At 32.1% G+C, this 24,529-nt stretch carries 23 protein-coding genes; 15 read left to right on the top strand and 8 right to left on the bottom strand.

The annotated features are described in order from the left end of the window. Positions 1 to 7 precede the first annotated feature (7 nt). Entirely contained in the window at positions 8 to 2,476 is a 2,469-nt protein-coding gene (locus ACXHHC_RS01220) for a TonB-dependent receptor (RefSeq protein ID WP_458227829.1), read from the top strand. A gap of 122 nt (positions 2,477 to 2,598) precedes the next feature. Further along, positions 2,599 to 3,561 (top strand): family 16 glycosylhydrolase, encoded by a 963-nt coding sequence (locus ACXHHC_RS01215; protein WP_458227828.1) that lies wholly within the window; start codon positions 2,599 to 2,601, stop codon positions 3,559 to 3,561. 83 nt (positions 3,562 to 3,644) lie between these two features. On the opposite strand, the gene ACXHHC_RS01210 is transcribed toward ACXHHC_RS01215, so the two are convergent. The 5 genes from ACXHHC_RS01210 to ACXHHC_RS01190 all read right to left on the bottom strand — a co-directional run bounded on the left by ACXHHC_RS01210 (position 3,645) and on the right by ACXHHC_RS01190 (position 7,082). Beyond that, positions 3,645 to 4,313, bottom strand: a complete 669-nt coding sequence (locus ACXHHC_RS01210) for a hypothetical protein (protein WP_458227827.1) — start codon at positions 4,311 to 4,313, stop codon at positions 3,645 to 3,647. A 398-nt stretch (positions 4,314 to 4,711) separates the two neighbouring features. Next, a complete protein-coding gene (locus ACXHHC_RS01205) occupies positions 4,712 to 5,026 on the bottom strand; it encodes a YbjQ family protein (RefSeq protein ID WP_458227826.1) in 315 nt (104 codons plus the stop codon). An 85-nt stretch (positions 5,027 to 5,111) separates the two neighbouring features. After that, positions 5,112 to 5,744 (bottom strand): SCO family protein, encoded by a 633-nt coding sequence (locus ACXHHC_RS01200; protein WP_458227825.1) that lies wholly within the window; start codon positions 5,742 to 5,744, stop codon positions 5,112 to 5,114. 2 nt (positions 5,745 to 5,746) lie between these two features. After that, positions 5,747 to 6,283: a toxin-antitoxin system YwqK family antitoxin gene (locus tag ACXHHC_RS01195; RefSeq protein WP_458227824.1), complete on the bottom strand. Its 537-nt coding sequence runs from the start codon at positions 6,281 to 6,283 to the stop codon at positions 5,747 to 5,749. A 4-nt stretch (positions 6,284 to 6,287) separates the two neighbouring features. Further along, the gene (locus ACXHHC_RS01190; protein ID WP_458227823.1) at positions 6,288 to 7,082 is read right to left on the bottom strand and encodes a YHYH protein; all 795 of its coding nucleotides are present in this window, start codon (positions 7,080 to 7,082) and stop codon (positions 6,288 to 6,290) included. A gap of 118 nt (positions 7,083 to 7,200) precedes the next feature. On the opposite strand from ACXHHC_RS01190, the gene ACXHHC_RS01185 reads away from it, so the two are divergent. The 4 genes from ACXHHC_RS01185 to lipA all read left to right on the top strand — a co-directional run bounded on the left by ACXHHC_RS01185 (position 7,201) and on the right by lipA (position 10,265). Further along, positions 7,201 to 7,386: a membrane or secreted protein gene (locus tag ACXHHC_RS01185; protein WP_458227822.1), complete on the top strand. Its 186-nt coding sequence runs from the start codon at positions 7,201 to 7,203 to the stop codon at positions 7,384 to 7,386. Positions 7,387 to 7,460: 74 nt separating this feature from the next. Further along, positions 7,461 to 8,030: an RNA polymerase sigma factor gene (locus ACXHHC_RS01180; protein ID WP_458227821.1), complete on the top strand. Its 570-nt coding sequence runs from the start codon at positions 7,461 to 7,463 to the stop codon at positions 8,028 to 8,030. Then, complete coding sequence (locus tag ACXHHC_RS01175) at positions 8,020 to 9,246, top strand: Nramp family divalent metal transporter (RefSeq protein ID WP_458227820.1); 1,227 nt, start codon at positions 8,020 to 8,022, stop codon at positions 9,244 to 9,246. The genes ACXHHC_RS01180 and ACXHHC_RS01175 overlap by 11 nt, the downstream gene beginning before the upstream one ends. Before the next feature lie 104 nt (positions 9,247 to 9,350). Then, complete coding sequence (gene lipA, locus ACXHHC_RS01170; protein WP_458227819.1) at positions 9,351 to 10,265, top strand: lipoyl synthase; 915 nt, start codon at positions 9,351 to 9,353, stop codon at positions 10,263 to 10,265. A 122-nt stretch (positions 10,266 to 10,387) separates the two neighbouring features. Here lipA and ACXHHC_RS01165 read toward each other — a convergent pair whose 3' ends face one another. Continuing rightward, complete coding sequence (locus ACXHHC_RS01165; RefSeq protein ID WP_458227818.1) at positions 10,388 to 11,623, bottom strand: ABC transporter permease; 1,236 nt, start codon at positions 11,621 to 11,623, stop codon at positions 10,388 to 10,390. 6 nt (positions 11,624 to 11,629) lie between these two features. Between ACXHHC_RS01165 and ACXHHC_RS01160 the strand changes: the two genes are divergently transcribed. The 3 genes from ACXHHC_RS01160 to ACXHHC_RS01150 all read left to right on the top strand — a co-directional run bounded on the left by ACXHHC_RS01160 (position 11,630) and on the right by ACXHHC_RS01150 (position 13,603). Then, complete coding sequence (locus ACXHHC_RS01160; RefSeq protein ID WP_458229271.1) at positions 11,630 to 12,826, top strand: exo-beta-N-acetylmuramidase NamZ family protein; 1,197 nt, start codon at positions 11,630 to 11,632, stop codon at positions 12,824 to 12,826. Between the two features lie 216 nt (positions 12,827 to 13,042). After that, positions 13,043 to 13,258 (top strand): hypothetical protein, encoded by a 216-nt coding sequence (locus ACXHHC_RS01155; RefSeq protein ID WP_458227817.1) that lies wholly within the window; start codon positions 13,043 to 13,045, stop codon positions 13,256 to 13,258. A 138-nt stretch (positions 13,259 to 13,396) separates the two neighbouring features. Then, on the top strand, positions 13,397 to 13,603 hold the full coding sequence (locus tag ACXHHC_RS01150) for a hypothetical protein (RefSeq protein WP_458227816.1): 207 nt from the start codon (positions 13,397 to 13,399) through the stop codon (positions 13,601 to 13,603). Positions 13,604 to 13,624: 21 nt separating this feature from the next. Here ACXHHC_RS01150 and ACXHHC_RS01145 read toward each other — a convergent pair whose 3' ends face one another. Together ACXHHC_RS01145 and ACXHHC_RS01140 are read right to left on the bottom strand one after the other, a co-directional pair. Beyond that, entirely contained in the window at positions 13,625 to 13,960 is a 336-nt protein-coding gene (locus ACXHHC_RS01145; protein WP_458227815.1) for a hypothetical protein, read from the bottom strand. Continuing rightward, complete coding sequence (locus tag ACXHHC_RS01140; RefSeq protein ID WP_458229270.1) at positions 13,957 to 14,472, bottom strand: YkgJ family cysteine cluster protein; 516 nt, start codon at positions 14,470 to 14,472, stop codon at positions 13,957 to 13,959. The genes ACXHHC_RS01145 and ACXHHC_RS01140 overlap by 4 nt, the downstream gene beginning before the upstream one ends. 159 nt (positions 14,473 to 14,631) lie before the next feature. Here ACXHHC_RS01140 and ACXHHC_RS01135 point away from each other — a divergent pair, with 159 nt between their 5' ends. The 6 genes from ACXHHC_RS01135 to ACXHHC_RS01110 all read left to right on the top strand — a co-directional run bounded on the left by ACXHHC_RS01135 (position 14,632) and on the right by ACXHHC_RS01110 (position 24,400). Next, on the top strand, positions 14,632 to 16,401 hold the full coding sequence (locus tag ACXHHC_RS01135) for a hypothetical protein (protein WP_458227814.1): 1,770 nt from the start codon (positions 14,632 to 14,634) through the stop codon (positions 16,399 to 16,401). 11 nt (positions 16,402 to 16,412) lie between these two features. Continuing rightward, a complete protein-coding gene (hemN, locus tag ACXHHC_RS01130; protein WP_458227813.1) occupies positions 16,413 to 17,771 on the top strand; it encodes an oxygen-independent coproporphyrinogen III oxidase in 1,359 nt (452 codons plus the stop codon). A gap of 492 nt (positions 17,772 to 18,263) precedes the next feature. Continuing rightward, positions 18,264 to 21,473 carry a SusC/RagA family TonB-linked outer membrane protein gene (locus tag ACXHHC_RS01125; protein ID WP_458227812.1) on the top strand — a complete coding sequence of 1,070 codons (3,210 nt, stop codon included), beginning with the start codon at positions 18,264 to 18,266 and terminating at the stop codon, positions 21,471 to 21,473. An 11-nt stretch (positions 21,474 to 21,484) separates the two neighbouring features. Continuing rightward, positions 21,485 to 23,023 carry a SusD/RagB family nutrient-binding outer membrane lipoprotein gene (locus tag ACXHHC_RS01120; protein WP_458227811.1) on the top strand — a complete coding sequence of 513 codons (1,539 nt, stop codon included), beginning with the start codon at positions 21,485 to 21,487 and terminating at the stop codon, positions 23,021 to 23,023. Between the two features lie 18 nt (positions 23,024 to 23,041). Then, complete coding sequence (locus ACXHHC_RS01115; protein ID WP_458227810.1) at positions 23,042 to 23,650, top strand: immunoglobulin-like domain-containing protein; 609 nt, start codon at positions 23,042 to 23,044, stop codon at positions 23,648 to 23,650. Between the two features lie 15 nt (positions 23,651 to 23,665). Then, the gene (locus ACXHHC_RS01110) at positions 23,666 to 24,400 is read left to right on the top strand and encodes a lipid-binding protein (RefSeq protein ID WP_458227809.1); all 735 of its coding nucleotides are present in this window, start codon (positions 23,666 to 23,668) and stop codon (positions 24,398 to 24,400) included. Positions 24,401 to 24,529: the final 129 nt, after the last annotated feature.

Below are 24,529 nucleotides of genomic sequence, written 5' to 3'. Positions count from 1 at the left end.
ATATCTTTTGAAAAAAATAGTTCTTCTACTTAGTATATTCCACACAGTTTTCCTTTTTGCTCAAAAAGGATATCTTAAGGGAACTGTGACTAATGCTAACAAACTAGCCATAGAAGGGGTTAGTATTTCGTACAATGACAAAGGAACCGTTTCTGATGCGAATGGAAAGTATGTATTAGAAATTCCTGCAAATCAAAAAGTAGCTGTTAAATTTTCGCACTTAAGTTATGGCTCTATTTTTAAAATAGTTAAAGCCAAAAAAAATAGAACGATCAACTACTCACCTGTGTTAAAGGTTAAAGCGCAAGAAATAGAAGAAGTAACTCTTAAAAACTACAGAGCTGCTAAAAAAGGACTGGTAACAATAAAAGCTGAAAAGTTTAAAAAAATACCTGGAGCAAATGCAGGAATAGAGAATTTATTAATGACTTTACCTGGAGTTAATAGTAGTAACGAACTGAGTACACAATACAGCGTAAGAGGTGGTAGCTTTGATGAAAATTTAGTCTACGTTAATGGAATTGAAGTATACAGACCCTTCTTAATTAGATCGGGGCAGCAAGAAGGTTTAAGTTTCTTAAACATTGATATGACTGAGAATATTGACTTTTCTGCAGGTGGATTTGAAACCAAATACGGAGATCGTTTGTCTTCTGTATTAAATATTCACTACAAAAAGCCCAAAAAAGAACTATCAACAGTGAATGCTAGTTTATTAGGAGCAAGTTACACATATGAAAATCTTTTTTTAAACAAAAAACTGTCTACGTTAATTGGAGCACGCTATAGAAACAATCAACTTTTAGTGAATTCCAAAGATACAGAAACCAACTTTAGACCTGTTTTTGCTGACATACAAACTTATTTGTCTTATCAAATAAATAAAAAACATAGCTTAGATTTTTTAGGAAACATTTCTATTAATAATTACAATTTTAAACCTATTTCTAGGGTTACTAAATTTGGTGGTTTATTTCAGCCAAGACAGTTAACGGTATTCTATCAAGGAAACGAACAAGATGATTTTAAAACCTATTTTGGAGCTTTAAGTTACAAATACAAAATTGCCGCAAAAACATCTTTAAACCTTACAGCTTCTTTGTTTAACACACAAGAACAAGAGCACTTTGATATTTTTGGAGCCTATAGTATTTCTGAGTTGGATCCTGTTAATGGGGAACCGCTGTTTGTTACAGGTGTAGGGAGTCAGCTAGACCACGCTAGAAATGATTTAGATATACTAATTCAAAATTTAAAAGCCAGTTTCAATCATCAAATTGGCGATCATAAATTAGAATTTGGAGTTAAGTATCAAAAAGAAAATATTAGAGATCGAATTAGCGAATGGACTACCGTAGACGATAATGGTATTACGCTAAGAAACCCTAATGAAGGTATAGAAAACAACCAACCCCAAGAACCTTTTAACGCACCTATTATTCCCTTTTACAACATTAGAAGTAGAAACGATGCTGACATTCATAGATTTACTGGATATGCACAATGGAATAAAAAATGGGCTATAGGAGACCATATCCTTTGGCATCACTTGGGAATAAGAAGTCAAATATGGTGGTTAAAGGATAATTTCACCAATGCCACTTCGGATACCAAACAAACCATTAGTCCTAGATTTAGGCTTTCCTTTAAGCCAGACTGGGAAAACACCGATATGGTATTTAGATTGGCCACTGGTTTTTATCATCAACCTCCATCTTACAAAGAGCTAAGGAACCCGCAAGGAGATTTAGAGTTTAATGTAGATGCACAAGAAGCTATTCATTTTGTATTCTCTAACGAGTATAGTTTTGACATGTGGAAAAGGCCGTTTAAAATGACTTCTGAAGTCTACTTTAAACAACTAAACAATGTGAATGCTTATACATTAGACAACGTACGTATTAGATACGATGCAAATAACAATACAGAAGCGTATGCTACAGGATTAGATTTACGTTTAAGTGGTGAATTTGTACCAGGTAAAGAAAGTTGGATTAGTTTAGGTTTTCTAAAAACTGAAGAAAACACCAATAATAGAGGATATATCTCAAGACCTACAGACCAACGCTTTAAGTTTGCTATGTTATTCCAAGATTACGTACCAAGTAATCCAAATTTCACAGTGTATTTAAACTTAATTCTAAACGCTCCACTTCCAGGAGGCTCACCAATCAATGCTAGTGTAGATTCTAATGCCATTGTAGACAGATATGATTTTAGAACAAAATTAAGAGCTTATAAAAGAGCTGATATAGGTTTTTCTTATATCCTAATAGATCATAAAAAACAATACTCATCTAGCTTTTTAAAGCATTTTAAAGAACTAGATTTAGGACTAGAGCTATTCAATATTTTTGGAATTAACAATACAACCACCAATACTTGGATTTACGATGTGGATGGTGCACGTTACAACAGTGTTCCAAATATTTTAACGGGTAGAATTCTAAATTTTAAAATAGGAATGGAGTTTTAAGCTACTTTTTTCAATCATATGTATTCCTTTTAATATCATTCGAGGTATTTTTTAAACTATTCGATGCTTTTACATTATGAGCTTGAATCTATTTTTGAAATAAACTATAGATTCATTTCACTATGCTTAGATTTTTTATAACTATCGTCCTACTAGCTTCCGTTGGATGCAATAAAAACAACACATCATTTACTCCTCCGGCAGTAACAGAGAATGAAGAGCTACCCGTAGAACAAGAAACACCTGTAGCTACTAATTCACCTTATTTTACAGAGACAGCTCCAACTCCTATTAACAAAAAATGGAGTAAAATAGAGAATCTTTCTGATGAGTTTGACCAAGAAACAGGTATAGATAGAACAAAATGGTTAACTAAACCTAGAATTAATGGAACAGGTTGGTATTGGATTGGAAGACCTCCAGGCTTATTTATAGAAGAATCCATTTCTATTGATGATGGTAAATTAAAGATTGAAGCAAACAAACTAGATACTCCAATTGTAAGGGACGAAAAAACATTTGAATACACAGGTGGTATTGTTCGTTCTGTAGCACCTTGTAAAAAAGGGTATTATTACGAAACGAAAATGAAGGCCAATAAAACATTTATGTCCACAACATTTTGGATGATGACAGAAGAAAATGCTTGTCCTAAAAAACTGGAGCTAGATATTCAAGAATGTGTAGGTGAACTAACTCCTAATGCACACGATTGGGCTATCAGTGGAAAATGGGATCAAATTGTACACGCCAATGCAATACACAGAACTAGTTGCGAAAATAATACAGCTACCAGACAACAAAGAGGTAAAATTCTAAACACTAAAAATTGGGAAAATTTCCACATTTATGGTTTCTGGTGGAAATCTGAAACAGAATTATGGTTTTACTTTGACGGTGCTTTAATTTATAAAATAGACAACCCAACTACTACTTTTGATATTCCTATGTATTATAATTTAGCTGTAGAAACGTACGATTGGAATCCTCCTCATTCAGATGGAAAAGGAATGGATGGGTTCTCTAAAAACGAACGATCTACACAATATGAATGGATTAGAACCTGGAAATTAGAAGATAAATAAACCTACATTCATAGTTTCTATAACTACAAAAAGCACACTAAATAAATTTAGTGTGCTTTTTTATGTATCTAAAATATATATACCTATGCTAAAAGTAACTCTCTAGCATCAGAATCTTTAAAAAAATTAGTCAAACCTTCTTCCTCTTTCATAATCCCAGCAATATCGTAATATTCACCAATATAATAGGATGGTATTCCATCTTGTATTCCTATTCTATATATACCTATTCCTTCAGTTTTTATGGGGTTTACCGCATTCTGAATAGCATAGGCTTTGGTGAGTAATTCTACTCCAGAAAAAGAACGCTGATTGTCTGCATGAATTAATTTGGCACATGAGAACGAATTATTACACTTAAAAGGATAAATCCAAATTTTAGAAGCATCAATCCCTTCCATTTGACCTATATTAAAACGCTTAGCAATGTAACTAGGGTTCGATAAAGCTTTATTATCCCATGAGAGATTATTAACTCTACAAGCTCTAATAGACACATAAGGATTGAAACTTTTTTTCTCTACATCCGTTAATTTTAAATAATCTATCCTGTTAGATTTACTTAAAAAAGAAGCTGTACTTAGCCTATGGAAATAACACTTTTTAGTAATATTTGAAGAGAATGCCCACATTTTACTATGAGTCCAATAGATGTCATATAAAACTTCGTAGTCATCAAAACTAATGACTCTTACAATTTTGGCACCCCAATTTAATTCATAGATACCACCTACGATTAATTCGTTTTCCATATTTTTTTGCAATTTTTTTGATACTAATAACTCGCGTTATTTTTAACGTCCGCTAATCTACATTATTTAATTGAAAATTAACAAACAATAACGTATATAAATATGACAAAAAACATGTTTTGGAATTAACTAACTGAAAATTAATTTTTTAAAACAACTGACTCTCGTTATTAAAATATCATAATCTTAACATACAGAAATATGCCGTTTCAGAATACATATAGCTATGTAAATTATCCACAAAAAGAGCAACTCAAATGAGTTGCTCTATTAATTGTCTCTTTGTTCAAAATCTTCTTTACCCCTATTCTGAATCCTTTTAATTACTAAATAAATTAGCATTATTAAGGTAAAAATAATAAAAGATGCATATATAGACATAACCAAAAACTCCATGTTTACTTTAGTTTTACAGCCGTTCCATACGCTAATATTTCCGATGCTCCTTGCATTATTGTAGAAGTTGTCAGCCTAACATTTACAATGGCATCTGCTCCTAACTTCTCTCCATTGTTTATCATTCTTTGTAATGCCTGTTCTCTAGATTGTCCTTGCAAACGTGTATATTCGTCCAATTCTCCTCCCACAATATTTTTTAAACCCGCCATAAAATCACTTGCCACACTTTTAGCTCTTACAGTACTTCCTCTTGCAATACCAATAATTGCTTCTATCTCTTTATTAGGAACTGTTTCTGTTGTTGTAATAATCATTCTTTTAACTGATTTAATTTATATTAATAACCATTTAAAGATAAGATTAAATCAAGTTATAGTACAACTATGTCTTTTAGCAGTTTTAAGGAAGTCTAAATTCTTTTTTAAGTAATTGAATATGCTTCGCTATTCTAGACATTTCTAATTTTAATGTTCCATTATAAACTCCTCTTATATATCCATCAGGATCTATCAATAAAAAGTTTTCGTTATGAATAAAAGTGCTGGGCTTTTGTGTCAACATATAATCTTCATCAGCAAAGTAAGAATCTCTAGCTAATTTGTAAATTTCATTCTTACTACCTGTAACCAAACTCCATTGCTTGCTATTAATTTGATGATAATCGGCATACTTTTTCAATGTAGAAATAGAATCTATTTCGGGGGTAACAGAATGAGATAAAAACTTAATATTTACATCGGTTTTAAACTCCTCCTGAAGCAAAGTCATATTTTTTATAAGTTGATGACAAATTCCTGAACAGCTAGTAAAAAAGAAGTTCGTTACATAAATCTTCCCTTTATAATCTTGTTCAGAAACCTCTAGTCCCTCTTGATTCGTTAAGGTAAAATCTTCAATTTTATGCGATTTTACATTCCACTCAGGAGTTAATTCGTAAGAATTAAAGTAAGGCAACTTAACCTCCTCCTTATCCTCTTTAGAAACAGTACATGAAATTAGAAACAGACAAAAAACTAGCAATAATTTCTTCATAATTATTCATTTAAACCATCACATCCTTTAGATCCTATTAAACCAAATTTCTCACCATCAACAATCACAAAATTAGCTCTTATACTTCCATCTTGATAGTACATTTTCTGTGGACCTTCTTCTAATCCATTTTTATAATTAAATTCCTTATAAACTTTACCATCCACAAACCATTCTTTCAACTTCCCTTCATAGACTCCTGTTTCATTATAATTGTGTACATATTTTAAATTCCCATTAGACCACCAAGCATAATGAACACCTACTTTACGACCTTTTTTATAGTTTTTTTCCTGAGCCAAAACTTCGTTTTCATACCATTTTCTAGAGATTCCCTCTTGCAATCCTTTTTTATAAGACAGTTCTTCTTTTAATATTCCACTATTGTATTTTTGATACACAATACCAGTAAACAGTTTTTCATTGTAATACAGAGTCTTCCCATCATAACGAAAATCATCAGACAACTCAACAGACACCAGCTCTCTGCACGAACAAAGAGTTACACATATCATTACAATAAAATATACGTTTTTCATCTTATTAATTACTTACTGTTCCTGGAGTTCCAAAAAATCCATCCCCATTTATATAAGGAGCATCTGGTGTAATATGATAGTGATAAATACCCGCTGGAAAATCTGGAGTTGGACCAAAATGTCCATGATAGTCATCTAAGTCGTCACCATCTACTGCAACTCCATTTTCAGTGGGACCATACACAGGAAAACCATCTAATAAAAGCCCCAAAAACGCATCTGTTCCTTTTTGCTCTGTTAAATACTTAGGCTCTATGTGGTAATGATAAATTCCTCTATTAGCAGGATGTCCATTGTACTGGTCAAAAGACTGAAACTCTCTGGTTAAAGCAACTCCACCTGCTGCATATTGATTGAATAATGGAATTCCGTTAATAGAAACTCCCATAGGCCCCATACTAGTAGCTCTTTTTGTGGCAGCTTCCTTTGGGTGTAATGGAATTCTAAATTCGTAATCCTGTTCTCCAATTCTGTTAGGATTTAATCTAAATCCTGTAGTACTATTATCAACGTACTTATCCGGCTCCCACTCTGTTTCTAAAAAATAAGGTGATTTATGATCAGGAATTCCTGTTGAATTGATATAAACATACTCTCCAATAATTTTATAAGACAGTCCTTCTACATCCGTAAAATATTTTAAAACTGGAGTAATATCATAAGTGGTTTCCTCTGGTGCAGGGTTTTCAGTTTCATTACCTGTATCTGTATCTTCTATTTCTGTAGTGTTATTACTGCAAGCAACATAAATTGTCATAGACAAAACTAGGGACATTCTTAATAAATTAAGGTATTTCATATCTACATATTTTAAGGTTCTACACAATTAGAACATTCCTAAAATAAAAAACCCTACCTGTAAGTTTAAAATTTATGTAACGTCCAAAAAAGTAATATCTTTGCATAAATTATTTCTTATGAAACTTTTTATAATCTCTTTTGGATTACTTGCTTTAGCATTTGCTGGAATTGCTATTAAAATATGGGGAAAAAAAGACGGTAAATTCGATGGAACTTGCGCAAGTCAAAACCCTATGTTAAACAAATCTGGAGAGCCATGTGGTTTTTGTGGTAAAATGCCCGAAGACTGTGATAATAAATAATCTCTAGAAAAACGGACTAGAACGTTTTTCTTTGTATATTTTCAAAAAAATTGTTTCAGTAAATTATAGCGGAAATGACTGCTGCCAAAATTCTTGCCAACCACATTACTGCTGCCAAAGATGGAGATCAGACATCTTACAGGTATTTACTAGATTTATTTTGGAATGACGTTTATACTTTTTTACAATCTAAGATAAACGACGATACGATTGATGCTGAAGACATTACCATTATTACTTTTTCTAAAGCTTTTGATAAAATAAACACGTACTGTGAGTCTTATAGTTTTAAAACTTGGTTATTTACCATAGCCAAAAACTTACTAATTGATGAGTTAAGAAAGCAGAAAAATGTAACAGTTTCTATTGAACAAGAAACCAAAAAACTCTCTAAATTATCTGATGAGAATCCCTCTCCTGAGGACAAAATCATTATAGAACAAAACTTAGCGCAACTAAAGAAAAACATCAAAAGGTTAAAACCTAAATATCAAAAGGTTATCAACTTAAGATATTTTCAAGAACTTTCGTACCAAGAAATAGCAGAAGAATTAAGCGAGCCTATCAACAATGTAAAAGTAAAACTTTTAAGAGCTAAAAAGCTGTTGGCAGAAATCATTATCCAATACAAGCATGAAGATTAAAGAAAAAATTCAAGCCCTAGGGCCTGGATTGCTATTTGCAGGAGCTGCAATAGGTGTATCGCATTTGGTTCAGTCTACAAGAGCAGGTGCCGATTTTGGTTTTACACTTTTGTGGGCTTTAATCATTGTGCATTTGGTTAAATATCCTTTTTTTCAATTTGGAGCTAGGTATACCAATGCAACTGGAGAAAGCCTATTGCACGGATACAAAAATCTTCACAAAGGAACTTTAATTGCCTATTTCATTATCAATTTTGCTTCTATGTTTACCATACAAGCTGCTGTTACTTTAGTTACTGCTGGCTTGGCAATGAATATCTTTGGCTACAAAGGAAATGCTACTACAGTTTGTATTATTATCACTGTCATTAGTTCTATCATCTTATTAGTAGGGCACTATAAACTATTAGACAAGGTGATGAAAATTGTTATTATAACACTTACAGTAACCACTCTAGGTGCTTTATTTATAGCATTCAATAAGAATACCGAATCTTTTAACATTGCACAGAAACTAACTTTTAACGGAGCTGAAATTGCATTTCTAATTGCTTTTCTAGGTTGGATGCCCGCTCCCTTAGACGTATCTATTTGGCAATCTCTTTGGTGTTATGAAAAACAAATCCAAGAAAAAGATAGTAGAAGTTTAAAAACCACATTATTTGATTTTAATATTGGTTATATCGCAACTTTAGTTTTGGGCCTTTGCTTTTTAAGTATGGGAGCTTTGGTAATGTATCATAGTGGAGAAAAATTTGCTAACGGTGCTTTGGGATTTAGCAAACAACTCATTAACATGTATACAGCAAATATTGGAGGTGCTGCTTTTATTTTTATCGCCATTGCTGCATTTACCACCATGTTTAGCACAACAATTACCGCATTAGATGCCTCTCCTAGAGCAATGGAAACAACCCTAGAACTACTAAAAGGCAAAAAACATACATATGCATATGCTGCATGGATTTTCTTCTTAGCGTTAGGGACTATACTTATTGTTTCCTTTTTTAAAGCACACATGCTGCAGTTAGTAAAAATTGCTACTATTCTAAGTTTTTTAACGGCTCCCTTTTTTGCCGTTTTAAACTACATCCTTATCACAAGTAAGCATACCCCAGAATCTCACAAACCATCTATTCTTTTAAAAATTTTATCTTGGTTAGGAATTACTTTTTTAATAGGTTTTAGCATCTGGTATTTAGCTACATTATTTTAAACCATTCAACATACTGCTTAATTCTGTTAGATATTTTATAATACTTTAGTTGGTGATACTTAGAGCAACTCTTTTTGTATCTTTGTAGGCCAAAGAAAAGACACATGAGTACGGAAACATCTACTTTTAAATCTGTATTACCAAATAAGAGTTCTAATCCAGGTACAATTCCTGTTGGAAACAAAAAACCAGATTGGTTAAGAGTAAAATTACCGGTAGGAGAAAAATACACCGAGTTAAGAGGTTTGGTTGACAAATACAAACTAAACACCATATGTACAAGTGGTAGCTGCCCAAACATGGGAGAATGTTGGGGAGATGGTACCGCAACCTTTATGATACTAGGAAACATATGTACACGTTCTTGCGGTTTCTGTGGTGTTAAAACGGGAAAACCTGAAACTGTAGAATGGGATGAACCTGAAAAAGTGGCTCGTTCTATTAAAATTATGAAAATTGAGCATGCCGTTCTTACATCTGTTGACAGAGATGACCTTAAAGATGGTGGTTCTATTATATGGGCAGAAACTATTGCTGCAGTACGTAGAGCAAATCCTAATACTACTATGGAAACTCTTATTCCCGATTTTCAAGGAAACACTACCAATATAGATAGATTACTTAAAGCAGCTCCTGAAGTTATTTCTCACAACTTAGAAACGGTTAGAAGGCTTACTAGAGAAGTTAGAATACAAGCACAATACGACAGAAGTTTAGAAGTTCTTAGGTACCTTAAAGAACAAGGACAAAGAAGAACTAAATCTGGAATTATGTTAGGTTTAGGAGAAACAAAAGAAGAAGTATTCGAAAGTTTACGTGACTTAGCCAATGCAAAAGTAGACGTAGTTACCTTGGGTCAGTATTTACAACCTAGTAAAAAACACTTACCTGTAAAAGAATACATAACTCCAGAGTTATTTAAAGAATACGAAGTATATGCAAAATCTTTAGGATTTATACATGTAGAAAGTTCTGCACTCGTAAGATCCTCTTACCACGCAAAAAAACATGTAAATTAAAAAGTTTGGCACGGTACTTGTAAACTATATTATAGAAATAGTAATTTGATTTCGTATAGTTTAGTTTAAGTTAGTTTAGAAACCTCCAGCGTAGTTAACTGGAGGTTTTTCTATTTATATACCTAAGAAAACTTAACTGATTTAGCTGGGCTTATTTTGGTTATAATTATAGACGGTACTAACATCATTAAGAAACATAAGACCAGTGTACCTGCATTTAAACACAATACTTGAAATATTGTAATTGACACCGGAGCCACATGTACATAATAGTTTTTAGGATCTAGTGTGATAAACTCAAACTGATACTGAATAAAGATTAAGGACAAACCAATTGCATTTCCAAACAACAACCCTCTACCTACTATATAAGATGCGTTGTACAAGAATATTTTACGCACAGACCAGCTCTTAGCTCCCAAAGTTTTTAAAACACCTATCACTTGAGTTCTTTCCAAGATTAAAACTAGCAAAGCAGTTATCATATTAATTCCTGATACAATGATCATGATAATGATAATGACAGCGATATTCCCATCAAATAATTTTAACCATTCAAAAATCTGAGGATATTGTTCAAATAAATTTCTACTATCTAGTCGCGAATCTATACTCATATAAATCTCTCTAGACTTCTCTTCTATGGTATTAAAATCATCTAAAAAAACCTCAAAACCTCCAACCTCTAGGTTCTTCCACTTGTTTAATTTTCTTACTTGATTGATATCTCCTAACATCAAACTCTTATCAAACTCTTCAAATCCTGTATCAAAAATTCCAACCAATTTAAAAATACGTCTGTTAGGAAGTGAGTTTCTATTTTCTTTCACAAAAAAAGTATCAAACTTATCCCCTATCTTTAATTGCATTCTATCGGCAATTCTTTTAGACAACAAAACTTCATTAGAAACTTCATCGGAATATGTAGGAAGCATTCCGTCTACCAAATATTCATTGATAAACCCCCAGCTATAATCTGCTCCTACTCCTTTAAGAACTACCCCTTCAAAATCGTTTACAGTTCTTATAATACCTGGCTTGGTAGCAAATACCTGAACATGTTTAACTCCATCAACGGTTGTAAATTCTGGATAAAAATCTTGTTGTATAGAAATTGGAGTCTGGCTGGTTTTAGATTGATTATTATCGAAGTTGCTAATAACCAAATGACCGTTAAATCCTGTTACTTTCTCTTGAATTTTCTTTTGTAAACCTACACCTGTAGCAATTGAAAGTAACATTACAACTAATCCCAATGTAATTGCAGAGATTGCAATTTTTATTATTGGTGCTGAAATACTACTTTTATATTCCTTCGATTTGGTTAATCGGTTTGCAATAAATAATTCGAAATTCAAATGCTTATGCTCTTTAAATGGTTGTTCAAAAATACATTTTTAATTCATGTATTATTACTAATTGTATCATTATCCTCCTGTAAAGCTCAAAACGAAAAAGGAAAATCTAAAATTAGTGTAGGAGCCAACAAAACAGAACAATATTTACCATTATTAACAAAAAAAAGTATCGGTATTGTAGCCAATCAAACCTCTGTAATATTTAAAGAAAACGGACACGTACATTTGGTAGATTCCTTATTAGACCTAAATATAACTGTAAAAAGAGTATTCTCCCCAGAACACGGCTTTAGAGGAAAAGCAGATGCAGCAGAAAAGGTTCATAATAGTATTGATGTTAAAACAGGCCTGCCAATTATTTCCCTATATGGTAAACACAAAAAACCACAGCCTAAAGACTTAAAAGGATTAGACCTCTTAGTTTTTGACATTCAAGATGTAGGTGTAAGGTTTTATACTTATATATCTACCTTACATTATGTAATGGAAGCTTGTGCAGAAAACAACATTTCATTAATTGTAATGGATAGACCTAACCCTAATGGACATTACATAGATGGCCCTACCTTAGAACCAAAATACAGTTCTTTTGTTGGTAAACACCCTGTTCCATTGGTATATGGTATGACCATTGGTGAATATGCACAAATGATTAATGGAGAAAAATGGCTTAAAAACGGAATTCAGTGTAACCTAACAGTAATTCCACTTACCAATTACACACATCAATCTTTTTATTCATTGCCCATTGCTCCTTCTCCTAATTTACCAAACGATAAAGCTATAAACCTATACCCTAGTCTTGGTTTTTTTGAAGGTACTCCTATAAACGCTGGTAGAGGAACTTCTTTTCAGTTTCAACGCTATGGTAGTTCTAAATTTCCAAAATCTAATTTTAATTACATCCCAAAACCGAATTATGGAAGTAAATATCCTAAAGATCAAAACAAAATTTGTTACGGAATAAACTTAGACTCCATACAGAAATTGTCTCAAATTAATATTGATTGGCTTGTAGATGCATTTGATAAATATCCCAACAAAGAAAACTTTTTTGGAAAAACGTTCACCATACATGCAGGTAATAAACTTTTAGAAAATCAGTTAAGAAATAAAACAACTGCCTTAGAAATAAAAAAAAGTTGGAAAGAAAAGATAGATCAGTTTAAAAATACACGTAGAAAATACTTGTTATACCAATAACCGATAAAAAACTAATAATCAATACTTTAAGGTAAATTATTTTATACAAAACATCTTTTATCATAAATTATCATTTCAGGAAAAAACAAGCACAACCTGTGTATTATTAACAAAAAGTTGATAACTAATTCAAAATTTATTCTTTAAAAACAAAACTTTATTATTAGATTTATAAAATATACCCCTAACAATAAACTAAAATATACCTTATATCACATGAGTACAACTACCCTAATTACACTTCATATTTGCGATAATATATTAGATGCATTATACTTAAAAAATGAAATTCAACGTGTTACAGCCATCTCTGTAATGATAGATAGAGAAAAAGGAAGAGTAAAACTTAGTGTTAACCGTTGTAACTATATGAAAGCAAATGTAATTGTTCAAAATAAATTAGAATTACTCCCTAGTCAGAAAGTGATATAAAACAGTATTACCTCTTATAAAAAATACACCTATTTAATCTTTAACAAAAGATTAACAGAGAACTATTTGGATGAAATTCAAAATTAACATATATTTACAAAAAAAAACATATATTAACATTTGTAGACTTCATTGATTTTGAGAAACCCCAGAACTTTACACATTTGTACCAATAGAATAGATGCTTATTTTTTAAAGAATGTAGTACAAAACATTACTAATATCAACTTAGATATTAAGAAAAATGAAAATTGTATTGTATTAGTAGTTGACAAATGCAATTATACCAAAGCGAGTAATATTGTAAAAAATCAACTATCAATTTTACCTAGTATTGCTAGATAAAAAATACCCCTACAATTCTCTCTACACCATTCTTAAAAGAAAACCCTGCATTAATATTTTTAACCTTTTTACAGAAAACGTATAATCGTTTAACTCTAAAAATAGAGTTGTAACCTGAGGTGATTCTTGCAAAAGTTTCATCAATCTATGTTGTATAAACTGATCCTGTATTTCAAAAAAAGTAAGCCCTTTTATATTTTCTAGAACTTCTTCCTTATCCAATCCCTTCATTAATTTAAATGACAAAATTAATTTTTTGTCTTCTGTTCTAACCTTAAATTCTTTTCCAAAAAACTGCAATTCAGATTTCTCATCGGAATAACAAATGCCACAAAACTTCGAGTTTTTTAAAATCATTTTTTTGCTTTTCCTTCAAGCGGAATTTTTTTCTTTAAGGTTTCTATCATATTAAAAGCTGCAGGACAAATTTCTGAATTCTTCATGGTTAAATCTGTCAACTGAATAAACTTTTTACGATTGGTATGAGGATATTCAGAACAAGCTTTTGGTCTTACATCGTATATAAAACAAGTATTATCAGTTTCGTCTAAAAATGTACATGGTGATGATTTTAACACATAACAATCATCTTCGTCTCTTTCTAAATACGTTTCCATAAACTGACGTTCTTTCATTTTAAGATGTCTAGAGATACGCTCTATATCTTTTGGAAAAAACATTGGACTCGTTGTTTTACAACAATTAGCACAAGTCAAACAGTCTGTACGTGTAAACTCATCATCATGAATGTCTTGCATTGCATAATCTAAGTTTTTGGGAACACGTTTTTTTAACCTCTTAAAGTAGGCTATATTCTCTTTCTTTACCTCTAAAGCTTTTTTAGGCAAAAGCTTTATAAATTCATCCATACTGTTTTCCATACTACAAAAATAGTCTTTATAGCCCTAAATACCTTCTTGTAGTATCATATTATTATCAGTTTGTATTTTACTATTTACCTCATGTGACAATTATCATTTTTAATTGTAAGTCTTGCCAATACTTTTGTAAGTAACAACAAAAGATTTATGGAGAAACATAATTTTCATATTCCTGTAATGGGAATTGGCTATACAGCAGACAGTCCACTAAAGGTTGCTATTTATGGAATTGATTCCGTAATCTCCTTAGTAGATGATATTTTATTAGAAAAACTAAGAAAATACCACTCGGAACAAAACAATAAAGTTTACAGGGAGATAACCCAAAATACTATTGATTACAGGGCTTTAAGAATTACTTCTTACTTAAATTTGGTACACGATTTAATTCAAGAACAAACAGTTCGTTTAAAGCAATTAAGCTCTTTAAAAAGCAACTTATTAAAAGATTATATAAAACACTTACCCAACTCTTCTGTACTAAAAGAGAAGTTAACAAATAGCAACTGTATAGGCGAAGTAAGAAACTTATTGCAAAAGTATTTTGTACAAGGTTCTATTGATGTAAACATTATGACCAAGGTAGACAAAACCAATTATGAAAACAAAGTAGAATTACCTTCTGAATACAACGATGCACATGCAGCTCTAAGAGGTTTTGCAAACTCTAAAATTAGCTCTTCTATTGTATTTTCTGCAGGTATGAATCCTAGATTGTATAACTACCTTGCTACTTTTAATGATTTTTATCCAGATGCAAAAGGCTACATTAAGAAAAAAATAATTTTGAAAGTTAGCGACTATCGCTCTGCCTTAATACAAGGAAAGTATCTAGCAAAAAAAGGATTGTGGGTGTCAGAATACAGAATAGAATCTGGATTAAATTGTGGTGGTCATGCCTTTGCAACCGATGGTTTTTTAATGGGACCAGTACTAGAGGAATTCAAACAAAACAGAGAAACACTCTATAAGAGCACCTATGATTTATTTTCGAAAGCTCTTGTTACTCAAAACAAGCAGGAGAGCCTTTGCAGGCCAGAACTTAAAATTACAGCACAAGGAGGTGTTGGAACATCAGAAGAACATGCTTTTTTAACAGAAGAATACAAGCTAGATTCTATTGGATGGGGTTCTCCGTTTTTATTAGTTCCGGAAGCGACAACAGTAGACAACAACACCCTAAATCAGTTAGAAAAAGCAACAGAAGATGATATTTACTTAAGCGATATCTCTCCATTAGGTGTACGTTTTAACAGCTTAAGAGGAAACACAAAAGATGTAAAAAAATTAGAAAACATTCAGAAAAACAGACCTGGTAGTGCCTGCCCTAAAAAGCATGTTGCATTAAACCAAGAGTTTAAAAAAGAAGGTTTATGTATTTCTTCTCGTGAATACCAATATTTAAAAATTAAAGAATTAGAAGCAAACGGCTCTTTAAATAAAATTGAAAAGGAACAACAAATAGCAAAGGTTATAGAAAAATCTTGTATTTGTGTTGGTTTAGGTACATCAGCACTTTTAAAATACAATATTGATACTAAAAAAGAAGGAAAGGGAGTCTCTGTATGCCCAGGCCCAAATCTAGCCTACTTTAACAGGAAAATTAGTCTTTCTGATATGATGAGCCATATTTATGGAAAAATGAATGTGATATCCGCAAAGCGACCACATCTATTTGAAAAAGAACTTTCACTGTACTTAGATTACTTAGATGAATTGATTAGCAATGCCAAAAACGCTGTTTCTACACAACAAGAAAAGTACCTCCATAAATTCACCAACAACCTATCAAAAGGGATTGAATACTACCAACATTTATTTAAAGACCGATTTGAAATTTTATTTTCTAACGAAAACATAGAACGCTTAAAGACACAAAAAGAAGAATTAAAAAAATTGCAATTACAAATAACCTAAAAAAGCACATCATGGACATTAATCTAATAAACAAATACAACGTACCAGGTCCTAGATATACTAGCTATCCTACTGTACCGCATTGGAACATTCAGGACTTTAGGTTAAAAGACTGGAAATCTAAACTCCTAGAAACCTATCAAAAAACCAATAAAAGCCAAGGAATTAGTCTTTATATACACCTGCCCTTTTGCGAGAGCATGTGTACCTTTTGTGGTTGTAACAAAAGAATAACCAAAAGGCACGACGTTGAATCTCCTTACATAGATTCTGTTTTAAAAGAATGGTCTATGTATTTAAATTTATTAGACGAGAAACCTATTATAAAAGAGTTACACATTGGTGGTGGTACTCCAACATTTTTTAGTCCGCAAAACTTAAAAACATTGTTAGATTGTATTATTCACACTTCTACATTAGCACAAGACTACGAATTTAGTTTTGAAGGACATCCAAACAATACCACCAAAGAACATTTACAAACCTTATACAATTTGGGCTTTAGAAGAGTTTCTTTTGGCGTACAAGATTACAACAAAACAGTTCAAAAAGCCATTCATAGAATTCAGCCTTTAGAGAATGTAATTAAGGTAACAGAATTAGCTAGAGAAATAGGTTACACAAGTATTGGTCATGATATAATCTATGGACTTCCTTTTCAGACAATTGATGACGTTCAATACACCATAGAAAAAACAAAAGAGCTAGCTCCAGATAGAATTGCGTTTTATAGCTATGCGCATGTACCATGGTTAAAAGGAAATGGTCAACGTGGTTTCTCCGAAGAAGACCTTCCACAAGGAATGGAAAAACTATTAATGTACGAAACAGGAAAAGAAATGCTAAATGCCTATGGTTACGAAAACATAGGTATGGATCATTTTTCTTTAAAAACAGATACTTTATACAAAGCCTTAGTAAACAATAAACTCCATAGAAATTTTATGGGCTATACACATGCAAAAACAGATGTAATGATTGGCCTAGGTGTTTCTTCTATTGGAGATAGCTGGAATAGCTTTTATCAGAATGTAAAAAACATAGAAGAATATCAGGAATTAGTAGGAAAAAATATCTTTCCAATTTCTAAAGGACATATACTAACTACAGAAGACTTAATTATTAGACAGCATATTTTAAACTTAATGTGTCATTATAAAACCAAATGGAATAAAGACACCTTAGAAAGTGAAACACTAGAAAAAGCCCCTCTAAAAATGTTCCCATTGGTAAGAGATGGATTGGTAACCATATCCGACTCTCAAATTAATGTTACTACAAAAGGAAAACCATTTATAAGAAATATATGTATGGCTATAGATCAATACTTGGGAGATAAACCACAAATGCAATTCTCTAAAACAGTATAAATCAAACGTTCTGTATTTTTTTAAACAGCCTGTAATTATAAATAATTACAGGCTGTTTTTTTTATGTCAAAAAACATTTATAAAAAATATTTTTTCTACCATTATTTTACAAAAATGCCTACATAAACAAATATTAAGACACATCCATAGTGTATCAACCTTGTATTATTCAGCACAACTAAAACAAACATTAGTTGAAACAAACCCTTTAATAATTACATAGTTAGCCTATATACATCAATTTTATTTATAGAAAAAACACCGCTTAGAACTTAAATTTATACCAACATCTTTTAAACTGCTAAAACACATCTTGTTTTCTGTTATAAAAATCAAACAACTACTAAATGTTGTTCTAATTTTAAAATTAGATTCTAACAAGCACATATAACTAATCTTCATTTTAAAGCAAGCGATTTCTATAGTTTAAAAACTATGGATCAGGTATTTACTGCCTAAAAATAAAGATTCACAAAAAGAATCATCATCAACATGAAACCTAATTTAAACATCCAAAATATGAACTTAAAAACTATTAGATTTTTAACACTACTCCTAGTAGTGTTTGCTGTGCAATTTTCCTTTGCACAAAAGAAGATTATGGGGGTCGTAAAAGACAGTACCGATCCTATTCCTGGTGCAACAATTACTATTAAAGGTCAGACTTCCACAACTCTCACTGACTTTGATGGTAACTATGTACTTGAAGCAAAAGAAGGAGATATTCTTATATATACCTATATAGGAATGAAAACCGTAGAAAAGAAAGTGGATTCTGAATCTATCATGAACATTATTATGGAGGAAGATATAGAATCTCTTGACGAAGTAGTAATTACTGCTATGGGAGTTTCTAAACGAAAAAGAGCTGTGGGTTACTCTATTGCAGAATTTAAAGGAGAAGAAATTCAAAAAGCTCAAGCTATAAATCCGGTAACAGCACTACAAGGTAAAGTTGCAGGTTTAGACATAGCAGCACCTCCAACACCTGGTGGAACTCAAAATGTAATTATACGTGGTGCTTCTTCTTTTAACAATATCCAACCAATGTATATAGTAGACGGTATTGTTATTACCAACTCCCAAGACCGTGCAGGCGATACTGATGGTACAGGAGGAGACAGTCTAAATGGACAAGTAGACTATGGTTCAGGAATTAACGCTATCAACCCTGATGACATAGAGAAATTAACCGTTCTAAAGGGTGCTGCAGCTACAGCTTTATATGGATCTAGAGCTGCCAATGGAGTAATCTTAATCACAACCAAGTCAGGACATAGTGGTAAAATGAAAGTCAACTTTAATAGTTCTGTTTCTATTAATAGAGTTGGATTTTTACCCGATAGACAAACGCAATTTGGACAAGGTTGGAGCGGAGATCGTGCGTTGGACGAAAATGGTAACTGGGGTGCTGCCTACGATGGAGTTAACCGAGTGTGGGGTAATGTTGTTGATAATAGCCAACAAATTAAACCATACGTATATTTAAAAAATAATTTAAGAGACTTTTTCGATTATGGTGAAAGTTATAAAAACTCTATTTCTATTGCAGGAGGTAATGATAAAAACACCTATTATTTATCAGCTTCTAGTAATAATGTTGATGGTGTAGTTCCTACGGACAGCGATTCTTACAAAAGATATACATTATCAACTAAAGGATCTCACACAACAGACAAATTAAAATTAAGTTCTGCCATTAACTTTAGTAGAGAAACTGTAAAAGTTGTTCCTTCTGGTCAAGGTACTTCATTAGTTAGATCTTTAGCAGAAATTGCTAATGATTTGTCAATTGTAGATTTAAAAGATTACAACAACAAGTTTAATAATTTAGATAATTACTTTACCCCTTATGGTGTAAATCCTTACTTTATATTAGATAACAATAGCGCAACTCAAGACAAGTACAAATTCTATGGTAAAATAGAAGCTGACTATAAAATATTAGATGACTTAAAATTAACTTATCGTTTTTCTGGAGACTACGAAGCTTCTACATCTGATGAAATTACTGGTATTATCGCTTTTTCTAACGGTTCTTACAACGATGGCTCGAGTACTGAAACACCAGGGGCATACGTACAAACTAAAAGAGAAAAAGTACAATTAAGTCACGACTTAATGTTAGGATACAATAAAGATTTCTCAGAAGATTTTACATTTGGTGCTCTAGTAGGTCTTAATGTTAACGAAAGGTCTTACAATTGGCTAGAGGGAAAAATATCATCTATTGATGTTCCAGGTTTCTACGACTTAGGGAATACTTTAACTCCTGCTGTGGCAGACCAATACAGTGAAAAACGAAGATTAGTAGGAACCTATTTAAGTGCTGATTTAGGCTTTAAAGACTACTTATATGTTAATGCTTCCCTTAGAAATGACTGGTCTTCTACACTTCCACTTGAAAACAATTCGTTCTTATACGGTGGTGTAACCACAAGTTTTATCTTAAGTAAATTCTTAAATACTATTGATGCTCAGCCAGACTTTTTAAACTTCTCTAAATTTAGAATAGCCTATGGTTCCACAGGTAATGATGCTGACGTATATGATGTATATAACAGATATGTTGTTGGAACCTCAGGAAATCCTGGATTCCCTGAGGTAGATGATTTAAAATTTCCTTTAGGAGGAGTCAACTCTTATACAGTATCAGACAAACTTGGAAACTTAGATTTAAAACCTGAAATCACAAAAGAATTTGAAATTGGTTTAGAAAACAGATTTTTTGACAATAGAATTGGGTTTGAACTTTCATACTACAATAAACTTACCGAAGGTTTAATTGCAACATTGCCTATAGATCCTTCATCTGGTTATACACAAGTTACGTCTAACCTTGGAGATGTAAGAAATAAGGGTGTTGAATTAAATGTAAATTTTGTACCAGTAAAAACTAAAGACTTTAAATGGGATGTAAACTGGGCTTACACTAAAAATAAAAATAAAGTCGAAAAGTTAGACGTTGGTGAAGTATTCTTATCTGGTTTTGGAACTGGAGGTATCTATGCTATTGAGGGAATGCCAATGGGGCAGTTTAAATTTACACAAGCTAGAACAGTTGACTTTAACGGAGTAGAAAGTGTAGTTGTTGACGGTACTGGTAACCCACAACAAACTGGAGATCAACAATTAATTGGTAGAGATGTACAAGAGAAATTCCGTATGGGGTTAACCAATACCATAACTTGGAAAGGTTTAAGCTTAACAGGTACTTTAGATTTTAGATACGGTGGCTATATATACTCTGGTACCAAAGATTACATGCATTGGACAGGTAGTTCTCCTGAAAGTGTTTTAAATGACCGTAATGCTTTTATAGTACCTAATTCAGTAGTAGAAAATAGCGATGGTACTTTCTCAGAAAACTCCACTCCTGTTGATCCTACTGCTCTACACACATTTTACAGTACAGGAGGTTTAGAAGGAGAGTCTTATGCTGTTATAGATAAATCTTTCTTAAAATTAAGAAATGTAACCCTAGCTTATAGTATACCTAAAAAAGTGTGTAATAAAATAAATGTTTCAGCTATCAACTTATCAATTACAGGTAATAACTTTTTATTATGGAAACACAAAACCAATCCATATATAGATCCAGAAACAAGCACTTTTGGTAATAATATAGATGCCAAATTTGGAGAATACAATGGAAATCCTACACAAGAGGTTTACACTTTTGGAGTTAACATACAATTATAAAAACATTTAATATGAAAAAACATATATTAACAATAACATCCGTTTTTCTATTAATTTTCGCTACAGGTTGCGATGATTACATAGATATAAACCAAGATCCTAACGTACTAGCAGATACGGATCAACCAAAAATTCTTTTACCATCAGCTGAAGTAAACTTAGCACATACATTAATGGGATGGGATTTAGGGTTTGGTGGTGGATTCTGGTCAGAATACTGGACACAGTCATACACAGCATCTCAATTTAAATCTCTATGTGAATATGAAGATGGACAAAGAACAAACTTTGAGGATGCTTATGTAGAATTCACTTCTGGTGTATTAGCAGACACAAAAAGAATAAGTAAACTATCCGAGGCTAATGGTGAGACAGCTTATAAGTACATTAGTGAAGCTTTATCTATTTTTACATGGCAAGTAACAGTTGACCTATGGGGTGATGTTCCTTACACAGAAGCATTAAAAGGTAATGAAGACATACTCTCTCCTAAATTTGATGATGCTGCAACTATTTATGCGGATTTAGAAACTAGAATAGATGCTTTACTAACTACTGATGTATCAACATTATCTACCATTGAGGCTAAATTTGACTTTATATTTGGAGGAGATATGGCAAAGTGGGAGCAGTTTGCTAACTCATTAAAATTAAAGTTAATGATGAGACAATCTGAGACCCCTGGTTACGACAATGCTGCTGTAATCACTTTTATTGAAAATGCTACTTTTTTAACAGAGTCTGCTAAAATAATAGGAAGCGAATATTGGGATGACACTCAAGAGCAAAAAAGACATCCTATGCGTGAATTTCAAGAAGGAGGTGCAAATTACTTAAGCACCAATGTTATCGGTTGTAAAACTTTTATTGATTATTTAAACGTAAACTCTGATCCTAGATTAGATGCATTATTTACTGCTCCTACAACTGGACATGAAGGTGCTTTCTTTGGAGATTTTGATTCCAAAACAGACTCTGATGGTGATGGTACTAATGATGAAGATGAAGACTATAGTGAACCAATTTTTGAAGGAGATACAGATTTAATAGTGATGTCTGCTTGGGAAGTAAACTTCTTTATTGCAGAAGCATATGCTAGAGCAAATGACTTGGTAAAAGCTAAAACATACTATGATGCTGGTGTTACTGCTTCTTTGATGCAAAACGGAATCGCTACAACAGACATTATCACAACAGGGTATGCGGCTTGGGTAGATGGTATAAAAATGGAAGACAACATCAAGCAAATAGCGATGCAAAAATGGGTAGCAAATGCTAAATATCAACATACAGAATCTTTTATAGATCGTAACAGAACTAAATACCCTGCTGTTTCTGAAATTGATATAAAAGCTAATCGACAATTTGCTAATAATAACTTTCCTATAGGAGACTTTACAATTTCTGTGGTTGGTAGAGATAAAACTAATGGTAATTTGCCTGCATCACCTATTTACCCAACTGATATTTTAAATAGAAACACCAATGCTCCATCACAGAAAGCGAACTTACTTGTAAAAGTATGGTGGGATCAAAAAGTAGGGAAATAACCTTAAAATTTTAAAATCATGATAAAAATAATAAAATATATAATCCCTGTCTTTGCACTGTTTTTTTTAACTGCATGTGAGCAAGATTTAGATACTGAAGGAATATCAAGAGTAACCAAATTCCCAACTATAGAATTTGAACCTTTAAAAGTTGTGGCTCTTGGAGATAGCTTTACACCAACCGCAGTTGCTACTGAAGGAGGAACCGAGATTCCCGTAACTATAACTGGAACAGTAGACACAGGAACAGTTGGTATCTATTCAATAACATTTTCAGCCACAAATTCAGACGGTATTCCTGGTAGTGTTACACAAACCGTAGTAGTTCACGACCCAACAATCATTGGTACAGATGTGTCTGGAGAAATAGAAGATGTTAATAGACCAACAAGAACAGGAACAATTACTTTGGTAGAGGGAACAACAAGTGTTTTCTACGCAACAGACTTTGCTTTTGGAGGTGTTTTTCCAATGTATTTCCTAATGGATGGTGATGTAATTTCTGAAATTAATCAACCTTATATATTTAGTGTCACTGGTGTTGATTTAACTTATGATCCTACTACAAAAGTTTTCACAACACTTGTAAAACCTTATGGTTTTGGTTATACTTTTCAATATCAATAATTTAAATTCTTAAGTATGAAAAAAATATTCAATAGATATAAAAACACTGTTTGGGCGTTAATTGCCTTTACAACAATCTCTCTAACATCTTGTAATGAAGATATTGATGTTTGGGATAGTGAAACACTAAATTATTCAGGTACTTTCTTTTGGGAACTATTTGATGAAGATGAAACTAATAAAATATTTAGTTACGATCACGATATGAAAATGATGATATATAACACTTCCGAAAATGTAGAGAACAAGGTTTGGATGGAAGATACAGATCATATCTTTCCATTAAAAAGTAAATTTACATTTACAGGCTCACCCGAATCCTTTGTTAGTACCGAAACGGAATATAATAAACTAGAATACAATACTCTTGCAATTGGAGAACCCATAACTGAAGGAAATGAACAAGAAAAAGACATTAATGATATTCTAGTAGAAGAGCCTACTGCTTTAGATCAAGAAGTTATAATTCCTAGGTATTATTTAAAAAACTATGTAGTAGATGGTAAAATTCTATCCAAAGCAGAAACTACTTTAAGCGGAAATCCTGTAGATAGTTTTTACTTAAAACTTAAAACACTAGGAGGATTGGTGAAATTCACAAGTTACGAAGTACCTGAAGAATTAAGGGCTAATGCGAGTATCATTGAATATAAATGGGAATTTGAAAGCAGTACTCCAGATGAAAGTTTAGATGAAACATACGTCCTTAAAGGTCACAGAAAAACAGGTTTCCCAGAAGACGATCATTAATTTATGAACCTTATTAAGTTTTATCATTTGTAAAAAAGACTCTCACTAATTTTAGTGAGAGTCTTTTTCTTATCATTAAAATCTAATTATCAAAAACATTTCAAAAGGCACACCATCTATTTAAAAACC

It is taken from the genome of Wenyingzhuangia sp. IMCC45574 (assembly GCF_054182685.1).
This window is presented reverse-complemented; position numbering and strand designations above follow the sequence as displayed.

Bases quoted from the DNA above. Each gene is read 5' to 3' on its own strand.
- ACXHHC_RS01180 (WP_458227821.1), top strand. From the start codon at position 7,461: ATGACTGCTGCCAAAATTCTTGCCAACCACATTACTGCTGCCAAAGAT.
- ACXHHC_RS01140 (WP_458229270.1), bottom strand. From the start codon at position 14,472: ATGGATGAATTTATAAAGCTTTTGCCTAAAAAAGCTTTAGAGGTAAAG.
- ACXHHC_RS01215 (WP_458227828.1), top strand. From the start codon at position 2,599: ATGCTTAGATTTTTTATAACTATCGTCCTACTAGCTTCCGTTGGATGC.
- ACXHHC_RS01175 (WP_458227820.1), top strand. From the start codon at position 8,020: ATGAAGATTAAAGAAAAAATTCAAGCCCTAGGGCCTGGATTGCTATTT.
- ACXHHC_RS01155 (WP_458227817.1), top strand. From the start codon at position 13,043: ATGAGTACAACTACCCTAATTACACTTCATATTTGCGATAATATATTA.
- ACXHHC_RS01115 (WP_458227810.1), top strand. From the start codon at position 23,042: ATGATAAAAATAATAAAATATATAATCCCTGTCTTTGCACTGTTTTTT.
- lipA (WP_458227819.1), top strand. From the start codon at position 9,351: ATGAGTACGGAAACATCTACTTTTAAATCTGTATTACCAAATAAGAGT.
- ACXHHC_RS01200 (WP_458227825.1), bottom strand. From the start codon at position 5,744: ATGAAGAAATTATTGCTAGTTTTTTGTCTGTTTCTAATTTCATGTACT.
- ACXHHC_RS01145 (WP_458227815.1), bottom strand. From the start codon at position 13,960: ATGATTTTAAAAAACTCGAAGTTTTGTGGCATTTGTTATTCCGATGAG.
- ACXHHC_RS01195 (WP_458227824.1), bottom strand. From the start codon at position 6,283: ATGAAAAACGTATATTTTATTGTAATGATATGTGTAACTCTTTGTTCG.
- ACXHHC_RS01205 (WP_458227826.1), bottom strand. From the start codon at position 5,026: ATGATTATTACAACAACAGAAACAGTTCCTAATAAAGAGATAGAAGCA.
- ACXHHC_RS01190 (WP_458227823.1), bottom strand. From the start codon at position 7,082: ATGAAATACCTTAATTTATTAAGAATGTCCCTAGTTTTGTCTATGACA.
- hemN (WP_458227813.1), top strand. From the start codon at position 16,413: ATGGACATTAATCTAATAAACAAATACAACGTACCAGGTCCTAGATAT.
- ACXHHC_RS01185 (WP_458227822.1), top strand. From the start codon at position 7,201: ATGAAACTTTTTATAATCTCTTTTGGATTACTTGCTTTAGCATTTGCT.
- ACXHHC_RS01125 (WP_458227812.1), top strand. From the start codon at position 18,264: ATGAAACCTAATTTAAACATCCAAAATATGAACTTAAAAACTATTAGA.
- ACXHHC_RS01120 (WP_458227811.1), top strand. From the start codon at position 21,485: ATGAAAAAACATATATTAACAATAACATCCGTTTTTCTATTAATTTTC.
- ACXHHC_RS01210 (WP_458227827.1), bottom strand. From the start codon at position 4,313: ATGGAAAACGAATTAATCGTAGGTGGTATCTATGAATTAAATTGGGGT.
- ACXHHC_RS01160 (WP_458229271.1), top strand. From the start codon at position 11,630: ATGCTCTTTAAATGGTTGTTCAAAAATACATTTTTAATTCATGTATTA.
- ACXHHC_RS01110 (WP_458227809.1), top strand. From the start codon at position 23,666: ATGAAAAAAATATTCAATAGATATAAAAACACTGTTTGGGCGTTAATT.
- ACXHHC_RS01135 (WP_458227814.1), top strand. From the start codon at position 14,632: ATGGAGAAACATAATTTTCATATTCCTGTAATGGGAATTGGCTATACA.